General features: G+C 69.3%; 19 protein-coding genes. 14 read left to right on the top strand and 5 right to left on the bottom strand.

Annotated elements, in window-relative coordinates; all coding sequences use genetic code 11:
* Positions 1–69: 69 nt before the first annotated feature.
* The 8 genes from ACW9UL_RS22105 (at position 70) to ACW9UL_RS22070 (ending at position 7,493) form a co-directional block, all read left to right on the top strand.
* The gene (locus tag ACW9UL_RS22105) at positions 70–1,152 is read left to right on the top strand and encodes a sensor histidine kinase (protein WP_457788298.1); all 1,083 of its coding nucleotides are present in this window, start codon (positions 70–72) and stop codon (positions 1,150–1,152) included.
* Complete coding sequence (locus tag ACW9UL_RS22100; protein WP_021443294.1) at positions 1,149–1,895, top strand: LytR/AlgR family response regulator transcription factor; 747 nt, start codon at positions 1,149–1,151, stop codon at positions 1,893–1,895. The genes ACW9UL_RS22105 and ACW9UL_RS22100 overlap by 4 nt, the downstream gene beginning before the upstream one ends.
* A 97-nt stretch (positions 1,896–1,992) precedes the next feature.
* A complete protein-coding gene (gene hemC / locus ACW9UL_RS22095) occupies positions 1,993–2,931 on the top strand; it encodes a hydroxymethylbilane synthase (RefSeq protein WP_457788297.1) in 939 nt (312 codons plus the stop codon).
* On the top strand, positions 2,928–3,701 hold the full coding sequence (locus ACW9UL_RS22090; RefSeq protein WP_457788296.1) for a uroporphyrinogen-III synthase: 774 nt from the start codon (positions 2,928–2,930) through the stop codon (positions 3,699–3,701). The genes hemC and ACW9UL_RS22090 overlap by 4 nt, the downstream gene beginning before the upstream one ends.
* A 13-nt stretch (positions 3,702–3,714) precedes the next feature.
* On the top strand, positions 3,715–4,833 hold the full coding sequence (locus tag ACW9UL_RS22085) for a uroporphyrinogen-III C-methyltransferase (protein ID WP_457788295.1): 1,119 nt from the start codon (positions 3,715–3,717) through the stop codon (positions 4,831–4,833).
* Positions 4,830–6,077, top strand: coding sequence for a heme biosynthesis HemY N-terminal domain-containing protein (locus tag ACW9UL_RS22080; RefSeq protein ID WP_457788294.1), 1,248 nt, complete (start codon positions 4,830–4,832; stop codon positions 6,075–6,077). Before ACW9UL_RS22085 ends, ACW9UL_RS22080 begins: the two co-directional genes overlap by 4 nt.
* A gap of 143 nt (positions 6,078–6,220) precedes the next feature.
* Complete coding sequence (locus tag ACW9UL_RS22075) at positions 6,221–6,712, top strand: disulfide bond formation protein B (protein WP_021444667.1); 492 nt, start codon at positions 6,221–6,223, stop codon at positions 6,710–6,712.
* Between the two features lie 307 nt (positions 6,713–7,019).
* Complete coding sequence (locus tag ACW9UL_RS22070) at positions 7,020–7,493, top strand: Rsd/AlgQ family anti-sigma factor (protein WP_021444668.1); 474 nt, start codon at positions 7,020–7,022, stop codon at positions 7,491–7,493.
* 94 nt (positions 7,494–7,587) lie between these two features.
* Here ACW9UL_RS22070 and ACW9UL_RS22065 read toward each other — a convergent pair whose 3' ends face one another.
* A complete protein-coding gene (locus tag ACW9UL_RS22065; RefSeq protein WP_021444669.1) occupies positions 7,588–8,235 on the bottom strand; it encodes an FKBP-type peptidyl-prolyl cis-trans isomerase in 648 nt (215 codons plus the stop codon).
* A 136-nt stretch (positions 8,236–8,371) separates the two neighbouring features.
* Here ACW9UL_RS22065 and ACW9UL_RS22060 point away from each other — a divergent pair, with 136 nt between their 5' ends.
* Positions 8,372–9,322, top strand: a complete 951-nt coding sequence (locus tag ACW9UL_RS22060; protein ID WP_457791011.1) for an AlgP family protein — start codon at positions 8,372–8,374, stop codon at positions 9,320–9,322.
* Here the strand turns inward: ACW9UL_RS22060 and ACW9UL_RS22055 are convergent.
* Positions 9,319–9,759, bottom strand: a complete 441-nt coding sequence (locus tag ACW9UL_RS22055; protein ID WP_457788293.1) for a TIGR02444 family protein — start codon at positions 9,757–9,759, stop codon at positions 9,319–9,321. The genes ACW9UL_RS22060 and ACW9UL_RS22055 overlap by 4 nt on opposite strands.
* A 38-nt stretch (positions 9,760–9,797) precedes the next feature.
* Between ACW9UL_RS22055 and ACW9UL_RS22050 the strand changes: the two genes are divergently transcribed.
* The 5 genes from ACW9UL_RS22050 to ACW9UL_RS22030 all read left to right on the top strand — a co-directional run bounded on the left by ACW9UL_RS22050 (position 9,798) and on the right by ACW9UL_RS22030 (position 15,809).
* Positions 9,798–11,708: an ATP-binding cassette domain-containing protein gene (locus ACW9UL_RS22050; protein WP_457788292.1), complete on the top strand. Its 1,911-nt coding sequence runs from the start codon at positions 9,798–9,800 to the stop codon at positions 11,706–11,708.
* Positions 11,708–12,247 (top strand): mechanosensitive ion channel family protein, encoded by a 540-nt coding sequence (locus tag ACW9UL_RS22045; protein ID WP_021444987.1) that lies wholly within the window; start codon positions 11,708–11,710, stop codon positions 12,245–12,247. Before ACW9UL_RS22050 ends, ACW9UL_RS22045 begins: the two co-directional genes overlap by 1 nt.
* A 70-nt stretch (positions 12,248–12,317) precedes the next feature.
* On the top strand, positions 12,318–13,085 hold the full coding sequence (locus ACW9UL_RS22040; protein WP_457788291.1) for a TerC family protein: 768 nt from the start codon (positions 12,318–12,320) through the stop codon (positions 13,083–13,085).
* A gap of 58 nt (positions 13,086–13,143) precedes the next feature.
* The gene (locus ACW9UL_RS22035) at positions 13,144–13,776 is read left to right on the top strand and encodes a LysE family transporter (protein WP_122109429.1); all 633 of its coding nucleotides are present in this window, start codon (positions 13,144–13,146) and stop codon (positions 13,774–13,776) included.
* A gap of 167 nt (positions 13,777–13,943) precedes the next feature.
* Complete coding sequence (locus ACW9UL_RS22030; protein ID WP_457788290.1) at positions 13,944–15,809, top strand: FTR1 family protein; 1,866 nt, start codon at positions 13,944–13,946, stop codon at positions 15,807–15,809.
* A gap of 52 nt (positions 15,810–15,861) precedes the next feature.
* Here the strand turns inward: ACW9UL_RS22030 and ACW9UL_RS22025 are convergent, their stop codons facing one another.
* Genes ACW9UL_RS22025 through ACW9UL_RS22015 form a run of 3 tightly spaced genes read right to left on the bottom strand, consistent with a single transcriptional unit; the run spans position 15,862 to position 17,607 of the window.
* On the bottom strand, positions 15,862–16,605 hold the full coding sequence (locus ACW9UL_RS22025) for a penicillin-binding protein activator LpoB (protein WP_457788289.1): 744 nt from the start codon (positions 16,603–16,605) through the stop codon (positions 15,862–15,864).
* Position 16,606: 1 nt separating this feature from the next.
* Complete coding sequence (gene lpoB / locus ACW9UL_RS22020; protein ID WP_457791009.1) at positions 16,607–17,197, bottom strand: penicillin-binding protein activator LpoB; 591 nt, start codon at positions 17,195–17,197, stop codon at positions 16,607–16,609.
* A 14-nt stretch (positions 17,198–17,211) separates the two neighbouring features.
* Positions 17,212–17,607 (bottom strand): YcfL family putative periplasmic lipoprotein, encoded by a 396-nt coding sequence (locus ACW9UL_RS22015; RefSeq protein ID WP_457788288.1) that lies wholly within the window; start codon positions 17,605–17,607, stop codon positions 17,212–17,214.
* Positions 17,608–17,613 lie beyond the last annotated feature (6 nt).

The following is a 17,613-nucleotide window of genomic DNA, read 5'->3' as shown; positions in this document are numbered from 1 at the left end:
GGTGCTTTATTTTGCCCGGCCGGAGCCGTCTGGCTTGCCGGCCCGCCGGGCGACACGGAAACTGCGTCGATGCCAAAACAAGTCCCTGCCAAGAACAACCACAACGCGTCTGCCGACGACTTCTTCGTTCCCGAACTGTGCCAGCCGGAAGCGCTGCTGAGCATGGTGCTGCTGGCCGAGCTGCTGGTGCTGGTGCTGGTGCTGTCCGAGCCGATGCTGCCCGGCTTCGACTGGGTGCGCCTGGCGCTGACCTCGCTGTTCGTGCAGTGGATCGTGCTGCTTTCGGCGGCGCTGCTGTGCCGCCTGCGGCCGCTGCTGGCGCGCCTGCGTCCGGCGCTGGCCGGCGGCCTGTGCTGCGCCCTAGTAGTGGTGCTGACCCTGGGCTGCACGGCGGTGGCCGACTACTACGAGCTGGGCGGGCCGCTGCCACGCAGCGGCGAGGTCAACCTTTATCTGCGCCATGCATTGATCGGCCTGATCATGTCCGCGCTGCTGCTACGCTATTTCTACCTGCAGAGCCAATGGCGGCGGCAGGAGCAGGCCGAGCTGCGCGCGCGCATCGAATCGCTGCAGGCGCGCATCCGCCCGCATTTTTTGTTCAACAGCCTGAACAGCATCGCCAGCCTGGTGGCGGTCGACCCGCTCAAGGCCGAACAGGCGGTGCTGGATCTGTCCGACCTGTTTCGCGCCAGCCTGGCCAAGCCCGGCAGTCTGGTGCCCTGGAAGGAGGAACTGGAACTGGCGAAACGATATCTGTCGATCGAGCACTATCGGCTCGGCGAACGGCTACAGTTGCAGTGGGAGGTCGAGGGTGTGCCGGAGGATCTGCCGATTCCCCAGCTGACCCTGCAACCGCTGTTGGAAAATGCGTTGATCTACGGCATTCAGCCGCGCATCGAGGGCGGCTTGGTGCGGATCGAGGCGGACTACCAGGATGGTGTGTTCAGCTTGTGTGTCAGCAATCCGTATGAAGAGCGGGGCGAGCAGCACCCGTCGCGGGGAACGCACCAAGCGCTGAGCAATATCGACGCGCGCCTGGCGGCACTTTTCGGGCCGCGCGCCAGTCTCAGCGTGGAGCGCCGTGACGGCCGCCATTACAGCTGTCTACGCTATCCTTGTGCGAGACTCACGCAGGAAGCCAGAGCAATATGAATGTCCTGATCGTCGACGACGAACCCCTCGCCCGCGAGCGCCTCAGCCGCATGGTCGGCGAACTCGAGGGCTACCGGGTCCTGGAGCCCGCCGCCAGCAATGGCGAGGAGGCCCTGACCCTGATTGACAGCCTCAAGCCGGACGTGGTCCTGCTGGATATCCGCATGCCCGGGCTGGACGGTCTGCAGGTCGCCGCCAAGCTGTGCGAGCGCGAGGCGCCGCCGGCGGTGATCTTCTGCACGGCGCACGACGAATTCGCCCTGGAAGCCTTCCAGGTCAGCGCGGTCGGCTACCTGGTCAAGCCGGTGCGCGCCGAGAGCCTCAGCGAGGCGCTGAAGAAGGCCGAGCGGCCCAACCGGGTGCAGCTGGCGGCGCTGACCCGGCCGGCCGCCGAGAGCGGCAGCGGCCCGCGCAGCCATATCAGCGCCCGTACGCGCAAGGGCATCGAGCTGATCCCGCTGGATCACGTGGTCTATTTCATCGCCGATCACAAGTACGTGACCCTGCGCCACGAGGGTGGCGAGGTGCTGCTGGACGAGCCGCTGAAGGCCTTGGAAGACGAGTTCGGCGAGCGCTTCGTGCGCATCCACCGCAACGCCCTGGTCGCCCGCGAGCGCATCGAGCGCCTGCAGCGCACGCCGCTGGGGCACTTCCAGCTGTTCCTCAAGGGGCTGGAGGGCGATTCGCTGGTGGTCAGCCGGCGCCATGTGGCCGGGGTGCGCAAGCTGATGCAGTCGCTGTAGCGCCGGGTGCCGGCTGCGGCCGATAGCCGCCACCCATCAGCTGGCGCCGGGCGAGCCTGTTATGATTCGCGGCAATCCGTTTTCTGGAATTTGCCCCATGTCCCGCGAAATCCGTATCGCCACCCGTAAGAGCGCCCTGGCCCTGTGGCAGGCCGAGCACGTCAAAACCCGTCTCGAAGCGGCGCACCCTGGCCTCAAGGTCAGCCTGGTGCCCATGGTCAGCCGCGGCGACAAACTGCTCGACGCGCCGCTGGCGAAGATCGGCGGCAAGGGCCTGTTCGTCAAGGAGCTGGAAACCGCGCTGCTGGAGAACCAGGCCGACATCGCCGTGCACTCGATGAAGGACGTGCCGATGGACTTCCCCGAAGGCCTGGGCCTGTACTGCATCTGCGAGCGCGAAGACCCGCGCGACGCCTTCGTTTCCAATAGCCATGCCAGCCTCGATGCGCTGCCGGCCGGCAGCGTGGTCGGCACCTCCAGCCTGCGCCGCCAGGCCCAGCTGCTGGCGCGCCGGCCGGACCTGAAGATCCAGTTCCTGCGCGGCAACGTCAACACCCGCCTGGCCAAGCTGGATGCCGGCGAGTACGACGCCATCATCCTCGCCGCCGCCGGGCTGATCCGCCTCGGCTTCGAGGAGCGCATCCGCAGCTCGCTCAGCGCCGAGGACAGCCTGCCGGCCGGCGGCCAGGGCGCCGTCGGCATCGAGTGCCGCAGCGCCGACGCCGAGATCCACGCCCTGCTGGCGCCGTTGCACCACCGCGAGACCGCGCTGCGGGTCACCGCCGAGCGTGCGCTGAACAAGCGCCTCAACGGCGGCTGCCAGGTGCCCATCGCCTGCTACGCCCTGCTCGAAGGCGAGCAGCTGTGGTTGCGCGGCCTGGTCGGCCAGCCCGATGGCGGCCAGCTGCTGCGCGCCGAGGCGCGTGCCGCCGCCGGCGATGCCGAAGCGCTCGGCGTGCGGGTGGCCGAAGCGCTGCTGGCGCAGGGCGCCGAGGCCATCCTCAAGGCGGTCTACGGCGAGGCCGGCCATCCGTGAGCGCCTGGCGCCTGCTGCTGACGCGGCCGGCCGAGGAGTGCGCGGCGCTGGCGCAGACCCTGGCCGAGCGCGGCATCGCCAGTCACAGCCTGCCGTTGCTGGCCATCGAGCCGCTGGCGGAAACGCCCGCGCAGCGCGCCGCCATCCTCGAGCTGGCGCACTACAGCGCGGTGATCGCGGTGAGCAAGCCGGCCGCGCGCCTGGGCCTGGCCCTGCTCGAACGCCACCGCGTGCCAGCGCCGGCCGAGCAGCCCTGGTTCGCGGTCGGCGCGGCGACCGCCGCGGTGCTCGCCGAGCATGGCCTCAACGCCCACTGCCCGGACGACGGCGACGACAGTGAGGCGCTGCTGGTCCTGCCGCGCCTGCAGCAGGCGCTGGCCGCCGCGCCGGCGCCGCGGGTGCTGATCCTGCGCGGCGAGGGTGGCCGAGAATTCCTCGCCGAACGCTTGCGCGGCCAAGGTGCGACGGTCGACTATCTGCCACTGTACCGCCGCCTGCTGCCCAGCTACGCGCCGGGCGAACTGGCCGCGCGGGTGCGGGCGGAACGCCTGAACGCCCTGGTGGTCAGCAGTGGGCAGGGGCTCGAACACCTGATCGAACTGGCCGCTGCCGACTGGCCCGAGCTGGCTCGGCTACCCTTGTTCCTGCCCAGCCCGCGGGTCGCCGAGCAGGCACGCCGCGCGGGTGCACAGATCGTTGTGGATTGTCGCGGCGCCAGCGCCGCGGCCTTGCTGGCAGCGCTGGAACGATACCCGGCCGCTGCCCTCTAGAAAGGATGGATACGTGAGCGAAGCAGCCACCCCGCAAGACCAGACGCCGGCCAGCGAGGCCACCGCCACTCCCCCCGCAGCTCCCGCCAAGGCCCCGCGCAACGCCGGCCGCGGCCTCGCCGCGTTCGCCCTGCTGGTCGGCCTGGGCGGCGTCGGTGCCGGTGGCTGGAGCCTGTGGCAGCTGCAGCAGTTGCAGCAGCAGGATCAGCAGCAGCGCGATCAGCTGCAGAGCGCGCGCGCCGAGAGCGGCAAGGTCGGCGAGCTGATCGGGCAACTCGAAGGCCGTCTGAACCAGCTGCCCAGCGCCGATGAGCTGGACGAGCGCCGGCGTCTGCTGGCCAACCTGCAGGGCGATCAGCAGCGCCTCAGCCAGCGCCTGGAAAGCGTGCTCGACGGCAGCCGCCAGGACTGGCGCCTGGACGAGGCCGAGCACCTGCTGCGCCTGGCCACCCTGCGCCTGTCCGCGCTGCAGGACGTGGCCAGCGCCGAGGCCCTGGTGCTGGCCGCCGACGAGATCCTCCGCGAGCAGGACGACCCCGCCGCCTTCGCCGCCCGCGAGCAGCTCAGCCGCAGTCTGGAAGCGCTGCGCACCACCCAACGGCCGGATCGCGTCGGCCTGTTCCTGCAACTGGCCGCGCTGCGCGAGCAGGCCGCCAGCCTCAACCCGCTGGCGCCGAGTTTCGCGGGGCAGGGCGACGTGCTCGCCGACCTGGCCGCCGAGGGCGATGGCCGCGCCTGGTGGAGCGAATGGCTGGCGACCCTGGCGCAGTACTTCCGCATCGAGTTCGACGCCGACCGCAACATCCGTCCGCTGCTCTCCGGGCAGAGCCTGAGCCAGGTGCGCCTGAGCCTGTCGCTGGCCCTGGAGCAGGCGCAGTGGGCCGCGCTGCATGGCCAGAGCGGGGTCTATCGGCAGGCGCTGAAGCAGGCCGGGGAGATCCTCGACGCCCATTTCAATCTGGACAACCCCGATAGTCGCGCCCTGCGTCAGCGCTTCGCCGAGCTGGCCGACGAGCGGGTCGAGGTGCAGGTGCCGGATCTGAGCGAGTCGCTCGAGGCGCTGCAGGCCTACCTGCAGCGCAAGCAGGCGCAGCGCCGGCAGGGGGCCGCCGCGGCCGGGGAGGCGCCATGAAGCGCCTGCTCTGGTTGCTGCTCCTGCTCGCCGTCGGCGGCCTGCTGTATCTGCTCGGCCTGGCGATCCAGGCCGACCGCGGCTACGTGCTGTTCGCCTACCAGGGCTTCCGCTATCAGTCCGGGCTGTGGGCCTTCCTCGCCCTGGTGCTGGCGGTGGCGCTGCTGCTCTACCTGCTGCGCGCCAGCCTGCGCCTGCTGCTCGCCTCGACGCGCCTGGCCAACCCCTGGTCGCGCCTGCATCGTCACCGCCGGGCGCGGCTGGCCTCGCAGCAGGGCCTGCTCGACCTGGCCGAGGGCCGCTGGGCGCGCGCGCTGCGCCAGCTGAGCCGGGCCGCCGAAGACGAACCCCAGCCGCTGATGTACTACCTCGGCGCCGCCCGCGCGGCGCACAAGCTGGGCCAGCACGAGCAGAGCGACGCCATGCTCGAGCGCGCCCTGGCGCGCCAGCCGCAGGCCGAACTGGCCATCGCCCTGGCCCATGCCGAACTGCAGCAGAGCCGCGGCGAGAGCGACGCGGCGCTGGAGACCCTGCAAGCGATGCGCGAGCGTCATCCCGGTCATCACCTGGTGTTGCGCCAGCTGCAGCGCCTGTACCTGCAGCGCCAGGACTGGTCGGCGCTGCTCGGCCTGCTGCCGGAGCTGCGCAAGGAGAAGGCCCTGCCGGCCGCCGAGCTGGACGAGCTGGAGCGTGCGACCTGGCGCGGTCGCCTGGGCGATGCCGGGCAGGCCGGTCTGGGCCATGGCGAAACCGCCCTGCAGCCGCTGACCCAGGCCTGGCAGCAGCTCTCCGCGCCGCTGCGCCAGGAGCCCGAGCTGATCGCCGCCTACGTCGAGCAACTGCGTCGCCTGGGCGCCCAGGAGGAGGCCGAACAGGTGCTGCGCAGCGCCCTCAAGCGCGCCTACGACAGCCGCCTGGCGCGCTTCTACGGCGTGCTGCGCGGCGCCGATCCGGCGCAGCAGCTGCACACCGCCGAGCTCTGGCTCAAGCAGCACCCGCAGGACCCGGCGCTGCTGCTGACCCTCGGTCGGCTGTGCCTGCAGAACCAGCTGTGGGGCAAGGCGCGCGACTACTTCGAGACCAGCCTGAAGCTGGAACGCCACCCGGAAACCTGCGCCGAGCTGGCGCGCCTGCTGGCCCAGTTGGGCGAGCTGGAGCGCAGCAACCAGCTGCTGCAGGAGAGCCTCGGCCTGCTCCATCAGGGCCTGCCGGCGCTGCCGCAGCCGCAGGGCGTGCGCGCCTGAGCCGCTGCGGCCGATCGTCGCGCAGCGGACGAAGGGGCGCGCTGGGTGGACGAACAGCGCGCGGCAGCATGTGAGGCGCCTTGAAAGGCGCCCGCGCTTTCCTCTACCGTAACTGCCCTCGATTTCTCTCCCCCGGAGCCTCCATGTACCTGGCCAGTCCGCGTCCCCTGTTCTTCCTGGCATTCGTCGGCAGTCTGCTGCTGATGGCGGCGGCCCTGTACCTGGAACACGTGGTCGGCCTGGAGCCCTGCCCGATGTGCGTGCTGCAGCGCATCTGCGTGATCGCCTTCGGCCTGGTCTGCCTGGTGGCCGCCGTACATGGCCCGGCGCGCTTCGGCCGGCGGGTCTATGCGTTGCTGGCGCTGCTGTTCGCCGGCGCCGGCGCCGCCACGGCCGGTCGGCAGATCTGGCTGCAGAGCGTGCCGGCCGACCAGTTGGAGGCCTGCCTGCCGAGCCTGGAATTCATGATGCAGGCCCTGCCGATGCAGGACATCGTGCGCCTGGTGTTCCAGGGCAGCGCCGACTGCGCCGAGGTCAAGTGGAGCCTGTTCGGCATGAGCATTCCCGAGTGGAGCCTGCTCGGTTTCGTCGCCATGCTCGGTTTCTGCCTGTTCCAGTTGCTGCGTCGCAGCTGATCGCGGTCCATCGCCCAGGCCACGGCTGTCGCGGGTCGTCGATTAAACGCTCGTATGAAATTATCTCCCGGCGGTGCCTTGATGGCGCCTGCCCACGGGCATAATCTGGCTCGCACGCACCGCCGGAAAAACGCCGTTTCGCGGTTGCCTTCCCAAAGCCAAGCACCGATTGACAAAAAAGCGTCGGGAGCGGTTTGTGGCGTCGAGTGCGACGCCCCGCGCAGGCTGGCCGCCGGTAGGCCACAGAAAAATCGTCTCGGGAGCGGACGCATAACAGGCATTAGCGATAAGGGAAGCGAGGTCCATCATGCTCGAAAGTTGCCAGAACGCACAGGAACGCTGGGGTGGGGTCCACCAACTGATCGATCGCTGGCTGGGCGAGCGCCATGAACTGGTGCAGGCCTACAGTGCCCTGGTCGAGTCGCCACAGGCGCCGGCGGCCAACGGCGAGGCCCTGCAGGGCTTCTGCGAAATCCTGGTGGATTACGTCTCGGCCGGTCACTTCGAGGTCTACGAGCAGCTCACCAGCGAGGCCAAGGCGTTCAACGACCAGCGCGGCCTGGAACTGGCCAAGCAGATCTACCCGCGCATCGAAGCCATTACCGAGGTGGCGCTGGCCTTCAACGATCACTGTGACAACGGCGACTGCCGCGACAGCGTGTCGCTGGTGGCCGAGCTGGGTCGCCTGGGGCAGTTGCTGCACGAACGTTTCGAGCTGGAAGACTGCCTGATCGAGGTGCTGCACAACGCCCACCAGGAGCAGGCCGCGCCGGCGCTCTGAGCCTGCGACGGCCGCTTAGCCCGGATGCATTCCGGGCAACAGGTCGGCGGCCCTGGCTTGCATCCGGGCCAGAAGCTGTCTGCCGGGCCGACCTTCAGTCGGCCACGTCGAGCAGTTCCAGATCGAATACCAGCGGCGCATGGGGCGGAATCAGATCGCCCGCGCCCTCTTCCCCGTAAGCCTGATCCGACGGTACCACCAGGCGCCAGCGTGCCCCGCTGGGCATCTGCAGCAGCGCGCTGCGCCAGCCGGCGATCAGGCTGTCTAGGCGAAACCACTGCGGTTCGCTGCTCTCGTCGAACGGGCTGCCGTCGGCCAGGGTGCCGCGGTAACGTACCTGCACCCGGCTGCCGGGACCGGGCTTGGCGCCGCTGCCGGCGCGCAGCTCGCTGACCAGCACGCCGCCCTCGATCACCCGCACATTGGGGCGGATTCGCTGCTCGGCGAGAAAGCGTCGCTGCGCGGCGATGGCCTGGGCATGGCGCTGCGGGTCGGCGGCGATGCGCGCCTCGTGCTGGTCGAGCAACTCTTCGATGCGCGCCTCTTCCAGGCGCAGCGGCTGGCCGGCGTAGGCCTGGCGCAGACCTTCCAGCAGGTCGCTCAGCGGCAGTTGCGGCACCTCCTCGCGCAGGCGTTCGCCCAGGCGTGCGCCGAGGCTGTAGGCCAGATCCTGCTGGTGACTGTCGGCCTGTGCCGCGAGGCTCGCGCAGAGAACGAAGAGGGCGAAGGCGGCGCGGCTCATGGCGATGTCTCCCGATCAAGATGGCGGCGATTATGCCAGCCCGCGCGGCTGCCTGCCCGGGTCGCCAAAAGGCCTATGGCAGGGTCGGGCGCGGGCGTCTAGTATGGGCGCATCCACATCCGCCAGGAGGCGCGCCATGTCGGCCAAGAAGAAGACCATCAGTACCCCTTTGCACCTGCTGCACCAACTCTCCACCAGCCTGCTCGAGCACCTGGAAAATGCCTGCTCGCAAGCGCTGGTCGATGCCGAGAAACTGCTCGCCAAGCTGGAGAAGCAGCGCGGCAAGGCCCAGGAAAAACTGCATAAGGCACGCAGCAAGCTGCAGGACGCTGCCGTCGCCGGCAAGGCCAAGGCGCAGGCCAAGGCCAAGGACGCGGTGGCCGAGCTGGAAGAGCTGCTCGACGCTCTCAAGGCCCGTCAGAGCGAGACCCGCGCCTATATCCTGCAGCTCAAGCGCGACGCCCAGGAGAGCCTGAAGCTGGCCCAGGGCGTGGGCAAGGTCAAGGAAGCCGCCGGCAAGGCGCTCGATGGTCGCGAGGCCAAGGCGGCCGCCCCGGCCGCGAAACCGGCCGGCAAAGCCGTGGCGGCGAAGAAACCCGCTGCCGCGAAGGCGCCGGCGAAGAAGGCCACCGCCAAACCTGCCGCGGCCAAGCCCGCCGCAGCAAGTAAGTCCGCCGCCAAGCCGGTGGCCAGCAAGGCGGCCGCGAGCAAAGCCGTGGCAGCTAAGGCCGCGGCGAAACCCGTGGCCGCCAAAGCCGCTGCCAAGCCTGCTGCCGGTAAGCCCGCCGCCAAAGCGCCGGCCAAGCCAGCGGCGGCCAAGCCTGTCGCTAAACCTGCTGCCGCCAAGCCGGCTGCCGCCAAACCGGCGACCAAGGCCGCACCTGCCAAACCGGCAGCCAAGGCCGCCAGCAAGCCGGTTGCGATGAAGAAGCCGGCGGCGCCCAAGGCCGCTGTGAAGAAGGCCCCGGCCAAGCCCGCGGCGAAACCGGCCGCCGCCCCCGCTGCTGCGCCGGCCAAGCCGGAGGTCCCGGCAGCCGCCGTGGCGCCCGTCGCCAGCAATGGTGCGACTGCGCCGAGCGCCTCTTAAGAACCGGCGGCGCCGCGCAGCACCTGCAGCGCGGCGCTGTCGTCTCCCGCCAGGCGACTCAGCCAGTCGTCTTCGCCGCCCTCGCGCGGCCAGTTCTCCACCAGCGTCTCGATCCGCTGCAACAGCAGCCGTTCGGCTTCCAGTTCCAGTTGCTTGATCCGTTCACGCAGCGTCGCCAGCTCGGCGTCCGCGGCGGCGGCCGTGCGCCAGTCGCGCCGCAGTTGGCGCAGCGGCGCGACCACCTCGCGCTGCCAGGGTTCGGCCAGCGCCTGCAGCGCCTCGAGGTAGGGCTCGCGACAGGGCACGCCGCGGCGTTGCAGCCAGGCGCCGGCGAGCAACAGGCAGACGTCGCCGCCGGCCTCCTGCAGTTGCAGGCAGGCGTCTTCCACACCCGGTCGGGCATAGAGCCGTACGGCGAAATTCCATAGATCCTGCACGCGGCCTCCAGGGCGATTTGGTAGACTCCGCCGCCATTATGATCCGACTCCAGAACCTCACTCTACAGCGTGGTCCGCAGCGCCTGCTCGAAGGCGCCGAGCTGACCCTGCACGCCGGCCAGAAGGTCGGCCTGATCGGTGCCAACGGCGCCGGCAAGTCCAGCCTGTTCGCCCTGCTGCGTGGCGAACTCGGCCCCGACGCCGGCGACTGCCGGCTGCCTCCGGACTGGCGCATCGCCCATATGCGCCAGGAGGTGGACAACCTCGAGCGCCTGGCGGTGGACTACGTGCTCGACGGCGACCTGCACCTGCGCGCGATCCAGGCCGAGCTGGCCGGGGCCGAGGCGGCCCACGACGGCGCCGCCATCGCCCGCCTGCACAGCGAACTGGACAACGCCCAGGGCTACACGGCCGACGCCCGCGCGCGCAAGCTGCTGGCCGGCCTCGGCTTCACCGGCGAGCAGATGGACAGGCGCGTCGGCGACTTCTCCGGCGGCTGGCGCATGCGCCTGAACCTGGCCCAGGCGCTGATGTGCCCGTCCGAGCTGCTGCTGCTCGACGAGCCGACCAACCACCTGGATCTGGACGCCATCCTCTGGCTGGAAGAGTGGCTCAAGGGCTATCCCGGCACCCTGCTGCTGATCTCCCACGACCGCGACTTCCTCGACGCCGTGGTCGACCATGTGGCGCATCTGGAGCAGCAGAAGCTGACCCTCTACCGCGGCGGCTACTCGGCCTTCGAGCGCACCCGCGCCGAGCGCCTGGCGCAGCAGCAGCAGGCCTACGAGAAGCAGCAGGCGCAGCGCGCGCACATGGAAAAGTACATCGCCCGCTTCAAGGCCCAGGCGACCAAGGCGCGCCAGGCGCAGAGCCGGATCAAGGCCCTGGAACGCCTGGAGGAGCTGGCCCCGGCGCACGTCGACTCGCCCTTCGACTTCGTCTTCCGTGAAGCGGACAAGGTCTCCAGTCCGCTGCTCAACCTGTCCGAGGCGCGCCTCGGCTACGGCGACAAGGTGGTGCTGGACAAGGTCAAGCTGAGCCTGGCGCCCGGCGCGCGTATCGGCCTGCTGGGGCCCAACGGCGCCGGCAAGTCGACCCTGATCAAGACCCTGGCCGGCGACCTCGCCGCGCTCGGCGGCGAGCTGGCCCGCGGCGAGAACCTGGCCATCGGCTACTTCGCCCAGCACCAGCTCGATGCGCTGGACCCCAAGGCCAGCCCGCTGCTGCACGTGCAGCGCCTGGCGCCGAGCGAGCGCGAGCAGACCCTGCGCGACTTCCTCGGCGGCTTCGATTTCCGCGGCGAGCGCTGCGACGAGCCGGTGCTGAATTTTTCCGGCGGCGAGAAGGCGCGCCTGGCCCTGGCCCTGATCGCCTGGCAGAAGCCCAACCTGCTGCTGCTCGACGAACCGACCAACCACCTCGACCTGGAAATGCGCCTGGCCCTGACCATGGCGTTGCAGGAGTTCGCCGGCGCCGTGCTGGTGGTGTCGCACGACCGCCACCTGCTGAAAAGCACCACCGACGAATTCCTCCTGGTGGCCGACGGCCGCATCCAGCCGTTCGAGGGCGATCTCGACGACTACGCGCGCTGGCTGATCGACTTCCGCGCCCGCCAGCAGCCGCCGAGCGCGGCGACCCCGGCGGCGGACAAGACCGACAAGCGCGCCCAGCGCCAGGCCGCCGCCGCCCTGCGCCAGCAGCTCGCGCCGCACAAGAAGCAGGCCGACAAGCTCGAGCAGGAGCTGAACAAGCTGCACCAGACCCTGGCCAAGGTGGAAGCGCAGCTGGCCGATAGCGGCCTGTACGAGGCGGCGCGCAAGGACGAGCTGCGCGAACGCCTGGCCGAGCAGGCGACGCTCAAGGCGCGCGAGGCCGAGCTGGAGGAAAGCTGGCTGCTGGCCCTGGAGACGCTCGAAGCGCTGCAGCAGCAACTGGAGGAGACCGAGTGATGGAATCGCTGGAACTGCTCACGGCCTGGCGCGAACCGCTGATCCGCGCCGGCCAGGTGCTGCTGATCCTGCTGCTGGCGTGGCTCGCCCAGCGCATCCTGACCCGCGCCATCAGCCGCCTCGGCGCGCGCTACAGCCTGCTGCCGCAGGAGGTGCTGCTGCCGCTGCGCGGCCTGCTGCGCTGGTTGATCCTGGGCAGCGCCTTCATGCTGGTGCTCGAGCGCCTGGGCGTGTCGGCCACGGTGCTATGGACCGCCATCACCGGCTTCACCGCCGTGGCGGCGGTGGCCTTCTTCGCCATCTGGAGCGTGCTGTCGAACATGTTCTGCGCGCTGCTGATCTTCGCCATGGGGCCGTTCCGCCTGGGCGATACCGTGGAGGTGATCGAGAGCGCCGACAAACCCGGCGTGAAGGGGCGGGTGCTGGCCATCAACCTGTTCTACACCACGCTGCAGGATGTCAGCGAAGAGGCCGCCGGCGCGTTGCTGCAGGTGCCCAACAGCCTGTTCTTCCAGAAATCCGTGCGCCGCTGGCGCTAGGTTTTGCACGAAAGCTGCCCCATATGCGGCACCTTTCCTACACAACCTGAACTCATTGGAGCATCCCTGAATGGAATGGCTGAGCAACCCGGAAATCTGGGTCGCGTTTCTGACCCTGACCGCCCTGGAAATCGTCCTCGGCATCGACAACATCATCTTCATCTCGATCCTGGTCAGCCGCCTGCCGGTCGAGCAGCAGCCGAAGGCGCGCTTCTTCGGCCTGGCCCTGGCCATGGGCACGCGCATCCTGCTGCTGCTGTCGATCACCTGGGTGATGCGCCTGACCGACGACCTGTTCCACGTCTTCGAGCAGGGGATTTCCGGGCGCGACCTGATCCTGTTCTTCGGCGGCCTGTTCCTGCTGTTCAAGAGCACCGCGGAGATCTACCACAGCCTGGAAGGCGCCGAGGAGGCCGCGCAGGGCGGGCCGAAGAAGAGCTACGGCTTCATGGGCATCATCATCCAGATCGCCATCATCGACATCGTCTTCAGCCTCGACTCGGTGATCACCGCCGTCGGCCTGGTGCAGCACGTGCCGGTGATGGTGGCAGCCATCGTCATCTCGGTGATCGTCATGATGCTGTCGGCCGGCACCATCAGCGCCTTCATCGACAAGCACCCGAGCCTGAAGATGCTGGCGCTGTCGTTCCTCATCGTGGTCGGCACCGTGCTGATTGCCGAGAGCTTCGGCGTGCACGTGCCCAAGGGCTACGTCTACTTCGCCATGGCCTTCTCGCTGGCCGTGGAGGCGGTCAACATCCGCCTGCGCAGCGCCCAGGCGCGGGCGCGCAAGGAGGAGCTGGAGCCGGTGCAACTGCGCAAGGGCTCGCCGGATTGACTGGCTGGGAGTAGGCTGTGGGGCCTGCTCCCGTTCTTCCCTCCCGAGGTAATCCGCCATGGCCCTGGAAACCTGGCTCGCTTTCTTCGTCGCCTGCTGGGTGATCAGCCTGTCGCCCGGCGCCGGTGCCGTGGCCTCCATGTCCGCCGGCCTGCAATACGGCTTCTGGCGCGGCTACTGGAACGCCCTCGGCCTGCAGCTGGGCCTGGCCCTGCAGATCGCCATAGTCGCCGCCGGTGTCGGCGCCATCCTCGCCGCCTCGGCACTGGCCTTCAGCCTGATCAAGTGGTTCGGCGTCGCCTACCTGGTGTACCTGGCCTACCGGCAGTGGATCGCGCTGCCCAGCGACCTCGCCACCGGCGCCGCCGAGCGCCCCAGCGGGCGGCCGCTGACCCTGGTGCTGCGTGGCTTTTTGGTCAACGCCAGCAACCCCAAGGCGATCGTCTTCATGCTCGCCGTGCTGCCGCAGTTCATCGCTCCGCAGCAGCCGCTGCTGCCGCAGTACCTGCTGATGGGCGCGACCATGATAGTGGTCGACCTGATCGTCATGGCCGGCTACACCGGCCTCGCCTCGCGGGTGCTGCGGGTGCTGCGCACGCCGCGTCAGCAGCGCCTGATGAACCGCAGCTTCGCCGCGCTGTTCGTCGCCGCCGCCGGGCTGCTGGCCACGGTCAAGCGCGCCGCGGTGTGACGCCTGCCCCCCTTCGGCCGCCGCAATGGCGGCCGAGGTGCGGGGTGCCGGCGCATCTTCGAACAGTCCGTTCGCCTGATTGTTACCAGATGTGTCAGATTGTCCTTGTGCGAGATCCTTAGGGCGGCAACAATTTAATGCCACCCATTCTCGTTTGGGATGCATTGATGAGTCGTTCTCGATCCCTGTTGGCCTGGCTGCTGCTGCCGCTGCTGGCCAGTCTCAGTTTTCTCGCCCTCGGCGAACCCCTCGACGGCGCCGCCCAGGCCCTGCACCTGCTCGGCTATATCGGCGCCGACTACCCTGCCAGCGTGGCCGCCGGCCAGGTGGTCGACGCCACGGAATACCAGGAACAGCTGGAGTTTCTCGATGTGCTGCAGGGGCTGATCCTCGCCCTGCCGGCCCAGGCCGAGCGCGCCGAGCTGGAGCAGGGGGCCGCCGCCCTGCGCCAGGCCATCGCCCGGCGCCAACCCGGCGAGCAGGTGGCCGGTGCGGCGCGGCGGCTCGCCGCGCGTCTGGCCGAGCTGTACCGGGTCGCGCAGACGCCGGCGTTGACCCCCGACCCCGCGCGCGGCGCGCCGCTCTACGCCCAGCACTGCGCGGTCTGCCACGGCGACCACGGCGCCGGCGACGGCCCGGCCGGGCTCGGCCTCGAGCCGCCGCCGGCCAACCTGGGCGACGCCGCGCGGCTGGATCGACTGAGTCTGTACGACCTGTTCTACACCCTCGGCCTGGGCATCGACGGCACCGATATGCCGGCCTTCGCCGATCAGCTGGACGAACGCCAGCGCTGGGACCTGGCCAGCTATATCGCCGGCTTCAGCGCGCCGCCCCAGGCGGCCGGGCAGGCCGGCTTCAGCCTGGCGCAACTGGCCGCGCGCACGCCCGCCGAGGTGGCGGCCGACGGCGGCGATGCGGCCGCCTTCCGCGCCCAGCGCAGCCATCCGCCGCTGCAGCAGCGCGGCCCGCAGGCGCTGATCGACTACAGCCGCAGCACCCTGCAGAGCAGCCTGGCGGCCTATCGCGCGGGCGACCGGGAGCAGGCCTACGACCTCTCCGTCGGCGCCTATCTGGAGGGCTTCGAGCTGGTGGAAAGCGCCCTCGACAACCTCGATGCGGTCCAGCGCAAGACCACCGAGCGTGCCTTGATGGCCTACCGCCAGGCGCTGCAGGACGGCGCCAGCGTGGCGCAGGCGGCGCAGGCGCTGGAACAGGCGAGGGTGGAGCTGGACAAGTCCGCCGCGCTGCTGGCCGATGGCGCCATGGATGGCAGTCTGAGCTTCTTCGCCAGCCTGCTGATCCTGCTGCGCGAAGGCCTGGAGGCGATCCTGGTGCTGGCGGCTATCCTCGCCTTCCTGCGCAACACCGGCCAGCCGCAGGCGCTGCGCAGCGTGCATGTCGGCTGGGGCCTGGCACTGCTGGCCGGCCTCGCCACCTGGGCAGTGGCGGCCTACCTGATCGACATCAGCGGCGCCCAGCGCGAACTGCTGGAAGGCGCCACGGCGCTGTTCGCCAGTGCGGTGCTGCTGTGGGTCGGGGTGTGGATGCACGACCGTCGCCACGCCGCGGCCTGGCAGGATTACATCAACAGCAGCCTGGTCGGCGGCGGCGGCCGTTTCGGCTTCGCCGTGCTGGCGTTCTTCTCGGTCTATCGCGAGCTGTTCGAGGTCATCCTGTTCTACGAGACCCTCTGGCTGCAGGCCGGGCCGCAGGGCCACGGCGCGGTGCTGGCCGGTGCGGCGGCGGCGCTGGTGCTGCTGCTCGGCCTGGCCTGGGCGATCCTGCGCGGCTCGCGCAGGCTGCCGCTGGCGACCTTCTTTGGCGGCAACGCGGTGCTGCTGTGCCTGCTCTCGGTGGTGTTCGCCGGCCATGGCGTGGCGGCGCTGCAGGAGGCCGGGGTGCTCGGCACGCGGCCGGTGGCCTTCTTCGAGTTCGACTGGCTGGGCATCCACGCCGACGCCTGGAGCCTGTCGGCCCAGGGCCTGGCGCTGGCCGCCATCGCTCTGCTGTATAGGCGTAGCCGGCTGGCCTAGCGGCATCGACAACCCTGCTAAAGCAAGAGGCGGCCCGTAGGCCGCCTCCGTTTCAGCGCAGAATCACCGGCGTCTCGTCCGCAGGCAGTGAGCTGCCGGCGGGCGGGTTACCCAAGTCTGCCGGACGATTGCCGAGCAGTTGCTCCTGCAGTTGGGCGGCGACGTCTTCGCCCAGCGCCTTGGACACTTCGCGCACCACACGCCCGCGGTTGGGGGTGATGCGGACGTCCTGGCCGTTGACCAGCTTGACGTCCTGCGCCTCGCCCATGGCGGTGAACGCCGAGGTGATCTCGTACGTGCGGGTGTTGATCAGGCTGAAATCCGCCACCAGGGTCAGGCCGAGCACCTTGGAGTAGCTATCGGTGTTGGCGATGTCGTTGAGGTCCTGGCGGAAGTCGATGTCCGCCAGGGTGCCGAACAGCACGTAGTCGGCGCCCTGGAAGTGGCCCTGCTTGATCCGCGTGATCACGTCGTAGAGCCCTTCGTTCTCCTTGGCGATGTAGGGCTTGCCCTGGATCAGCTGGAACATCCGCGACTTGAGGATCTCGCCCTTGATATCGCCGGTGAACTTGCGCAGTTCGCCGCGCTCGACGTAGCTGTAGGTGCCCTCGATCTCGTTGTAGCTGGACGAGGCGCTGGCGGCAAAGGCGCTGGCCTGGGCCTGGCTGTGCGCGCTGACGATGCGGATGTACTCGCGTACCCGTTCCTCGTAGGCGAGATCGGTGACGGCGACCTTGGGCGCAGCCTGGGCCAGGCCGGCGAGGCCGAGCAGCAGCAATGCGATCAGCTGTTTCATTTCAACGCTCCGTGGTCTTGCGGATTTCTTTCTCGTCCATCCACTCGGCCAGGCCGCCTTCGACCTCGACCAGCTGCAGGCTGAACTTGTAGAACACGTCCTTGTAGTCGCTGTTGCGCTTGACGATGGAGCTGATCGAGCCCTCCAGGCGGTACTGCGCGGCGATCATGTTGCCGGTCTTGGCGACCGTGGAGTTCTTGTACAGCCCGCTCTGGTTCTGCAGCTTGAGCTGATCGACCTGGCTCTGCATGTCGACGTTGTCGCTGGCGAAGCGGGCGACACCGCTCTTCATCAGCTGGGTCTTGATCGAAGTGGTGATCTCGCGGGTGTCGATGTACTCGCTGGTCTTGTTCTTCACGTCGTACACCTGCACCACCGGACGGCCCTGGAGCACGCCGGACTGCGCCAGCGAGCGGGTCATCGACTCGGCGATCAGCTGCAGGTCGGTGGAGCCGAATTCGTTGGTGATCAGCTCCACGGCCTTGCTGTCGCCGTAGCCGATGTTGCCGCCGCCGAGCACCGGCGAGGAGGTGGAGACGCAGCCGCTGGCCAGCAGGGCGAGGGCGGCGACGAAGGAAAGGCGTGCAAACAGCATGGTGGTCTCTCTCAGCGGAACAGGTTGACGGTGTTTTCGGGGGTTTGCACTTCCAGGCGGAAGTCGGTGGCCTGCGGAACCGGGGCGATGGCTGGCAGGTAGGTGGTCTGGGTGCCGTACAGGGTCAGGCTCTTCCAGCTCTCCTCGGCGGCGACCGGGAAGCCATCGTTACTCAGCCAGGCGAAGCGGTAGTACATCGACTTGTTCTTGTGGCTGCTGTTGCTCAGTTCCACCTTGACGGTGAGGAAACCGTTCTCGCGGGCGACGCGCATGGCGCCGACTTCGATGTGCTTCATGCTGCCGAGCGACACCACCTTGCTCGCGGCACTGCCGGGGGCCGGCGGCGGCGGGGTGGCGCAGCCGGCCAGCAGGACCAGGGTGAGGATGGCGAAAAGTGGGCGGGACATCGTCTA

This window comes from Pseudomonas sp. PL-6 (genome assembly GCF_054110165.1).
The sequence above is the reverse complement of the archived record's forward strand: the minus strand, read 5'-3'. Positions and strand labels throughout refer to the sequence as shown.

Bases quoted from the DNA above. Each gene is read 5' to 3' on its own strand.
- ACW9UL_RS22050 (WP_457788292.1), top strand. From the start codon at position 9,798: ATGATCCGACTCCAGAACCTCACTCTACAGCGTGGTCCGCAGCGCCTG.
- ACW9UL_RS22075 (WP_021444667.1), top strand. From the start codon at position 6,221: ATGTACCTGGCCAGTCCGCGTCCCCTGTTCTTCCTGGCATTCGTCGGC.
- ACW9UL_RS22100 (WP_021443294.1), top strand. From the start codon at position 1,149: ATGAATGTCCTGATCGTCGACGACGAACCCCTCGCCCGCGAGCGCCTC.
- ACW9UL_RS22025 (WP_457788289.1), bottom strand. From the start codon at position 16,605: ATGAAACAGCTGATCGCATTGCTGCTGCTCGGCCTCGCCGGCCTGGCC.
- hemC (WP_457788297.1), top strand. From the start codon at position 1,993: ATGTCCCGCGAAATCCGTATCGCCACCCGTAAGAGCGCCCTGGCCCTG.
- ACW9UL_RS22080 (WP_457788294.1), top strand. From the start codon at position 4,830: ATGAAGCGCCTGCTCTGGTTGCTGCTCCTGCTCGCCGTCGGCGGCCTG.
- ACW9UL_RS22040 (WP_457788291.1), top strand. From the start codon at position 12,318: ATGGAATGGCTGAGCAACCCGGAAATCTGGGTCGCGTTTCTGACCCTG.
- ACW9UL_RS22065 (WP_021444669.1), bottom strand. From the start codon at position 8,235: ATGAGCCGCGCCGCCTTCGCCCTCTTCGTTCTCTGCGCGAGCCTCGCG.
- ACW9UL_RS22060 (WP_457791011.1), top strand. From the start codon at position 8,372: ATGTCGGCCAAGAAGAAGACCATCAGTACCCCTTTGCACCTGCTGCAC.
- ACW9UL_RS22030 (WP_457788290.1), top strand. From the start codon at position 13,944: ATGAGTCGTTCTCGATCCCTGTTGGCCTGGCTGCTGCTGCCGCTGCTG.
- ACW9UL_RS22105 (WP_457788298.1), top strand. From the start codon at position 70: ATGCCAAAACAAGTCCCTGCCAAGAACAACCACAACGCGTCTGCCGAC.
- ACW9UL_RS22015 (WP_457788288.1), bottom strand. From the start codon at position 17,607: ATGTCCCGCCCACTTTTCGCCATCCTCACCCTGGTCCTGCTGGCCGGC.
- ACW9UL_RS22045 (WP_021444987.1), top strand. From the start codon at position 11,708: ATGGAATCGCTGGAACTGCTCACGGCCTGGCGCGAACCGCTGATCCGC.
- ACW9UL_RS22035 (WP_122109429.1), top strand. From the start codon at position 13,144: ATGGCCCTGGAAACCTGGCTCGCTTTCTTCGTCGCCTGCTGGGTGATC.
- ACW9UL_RS22070 (WP_021444668.1), top strand. From the start codon at position 7,020: ATGCTCGAAAGTTGCCAGAACGCACAGGAACGCTGGGGTGGGGTCCAC.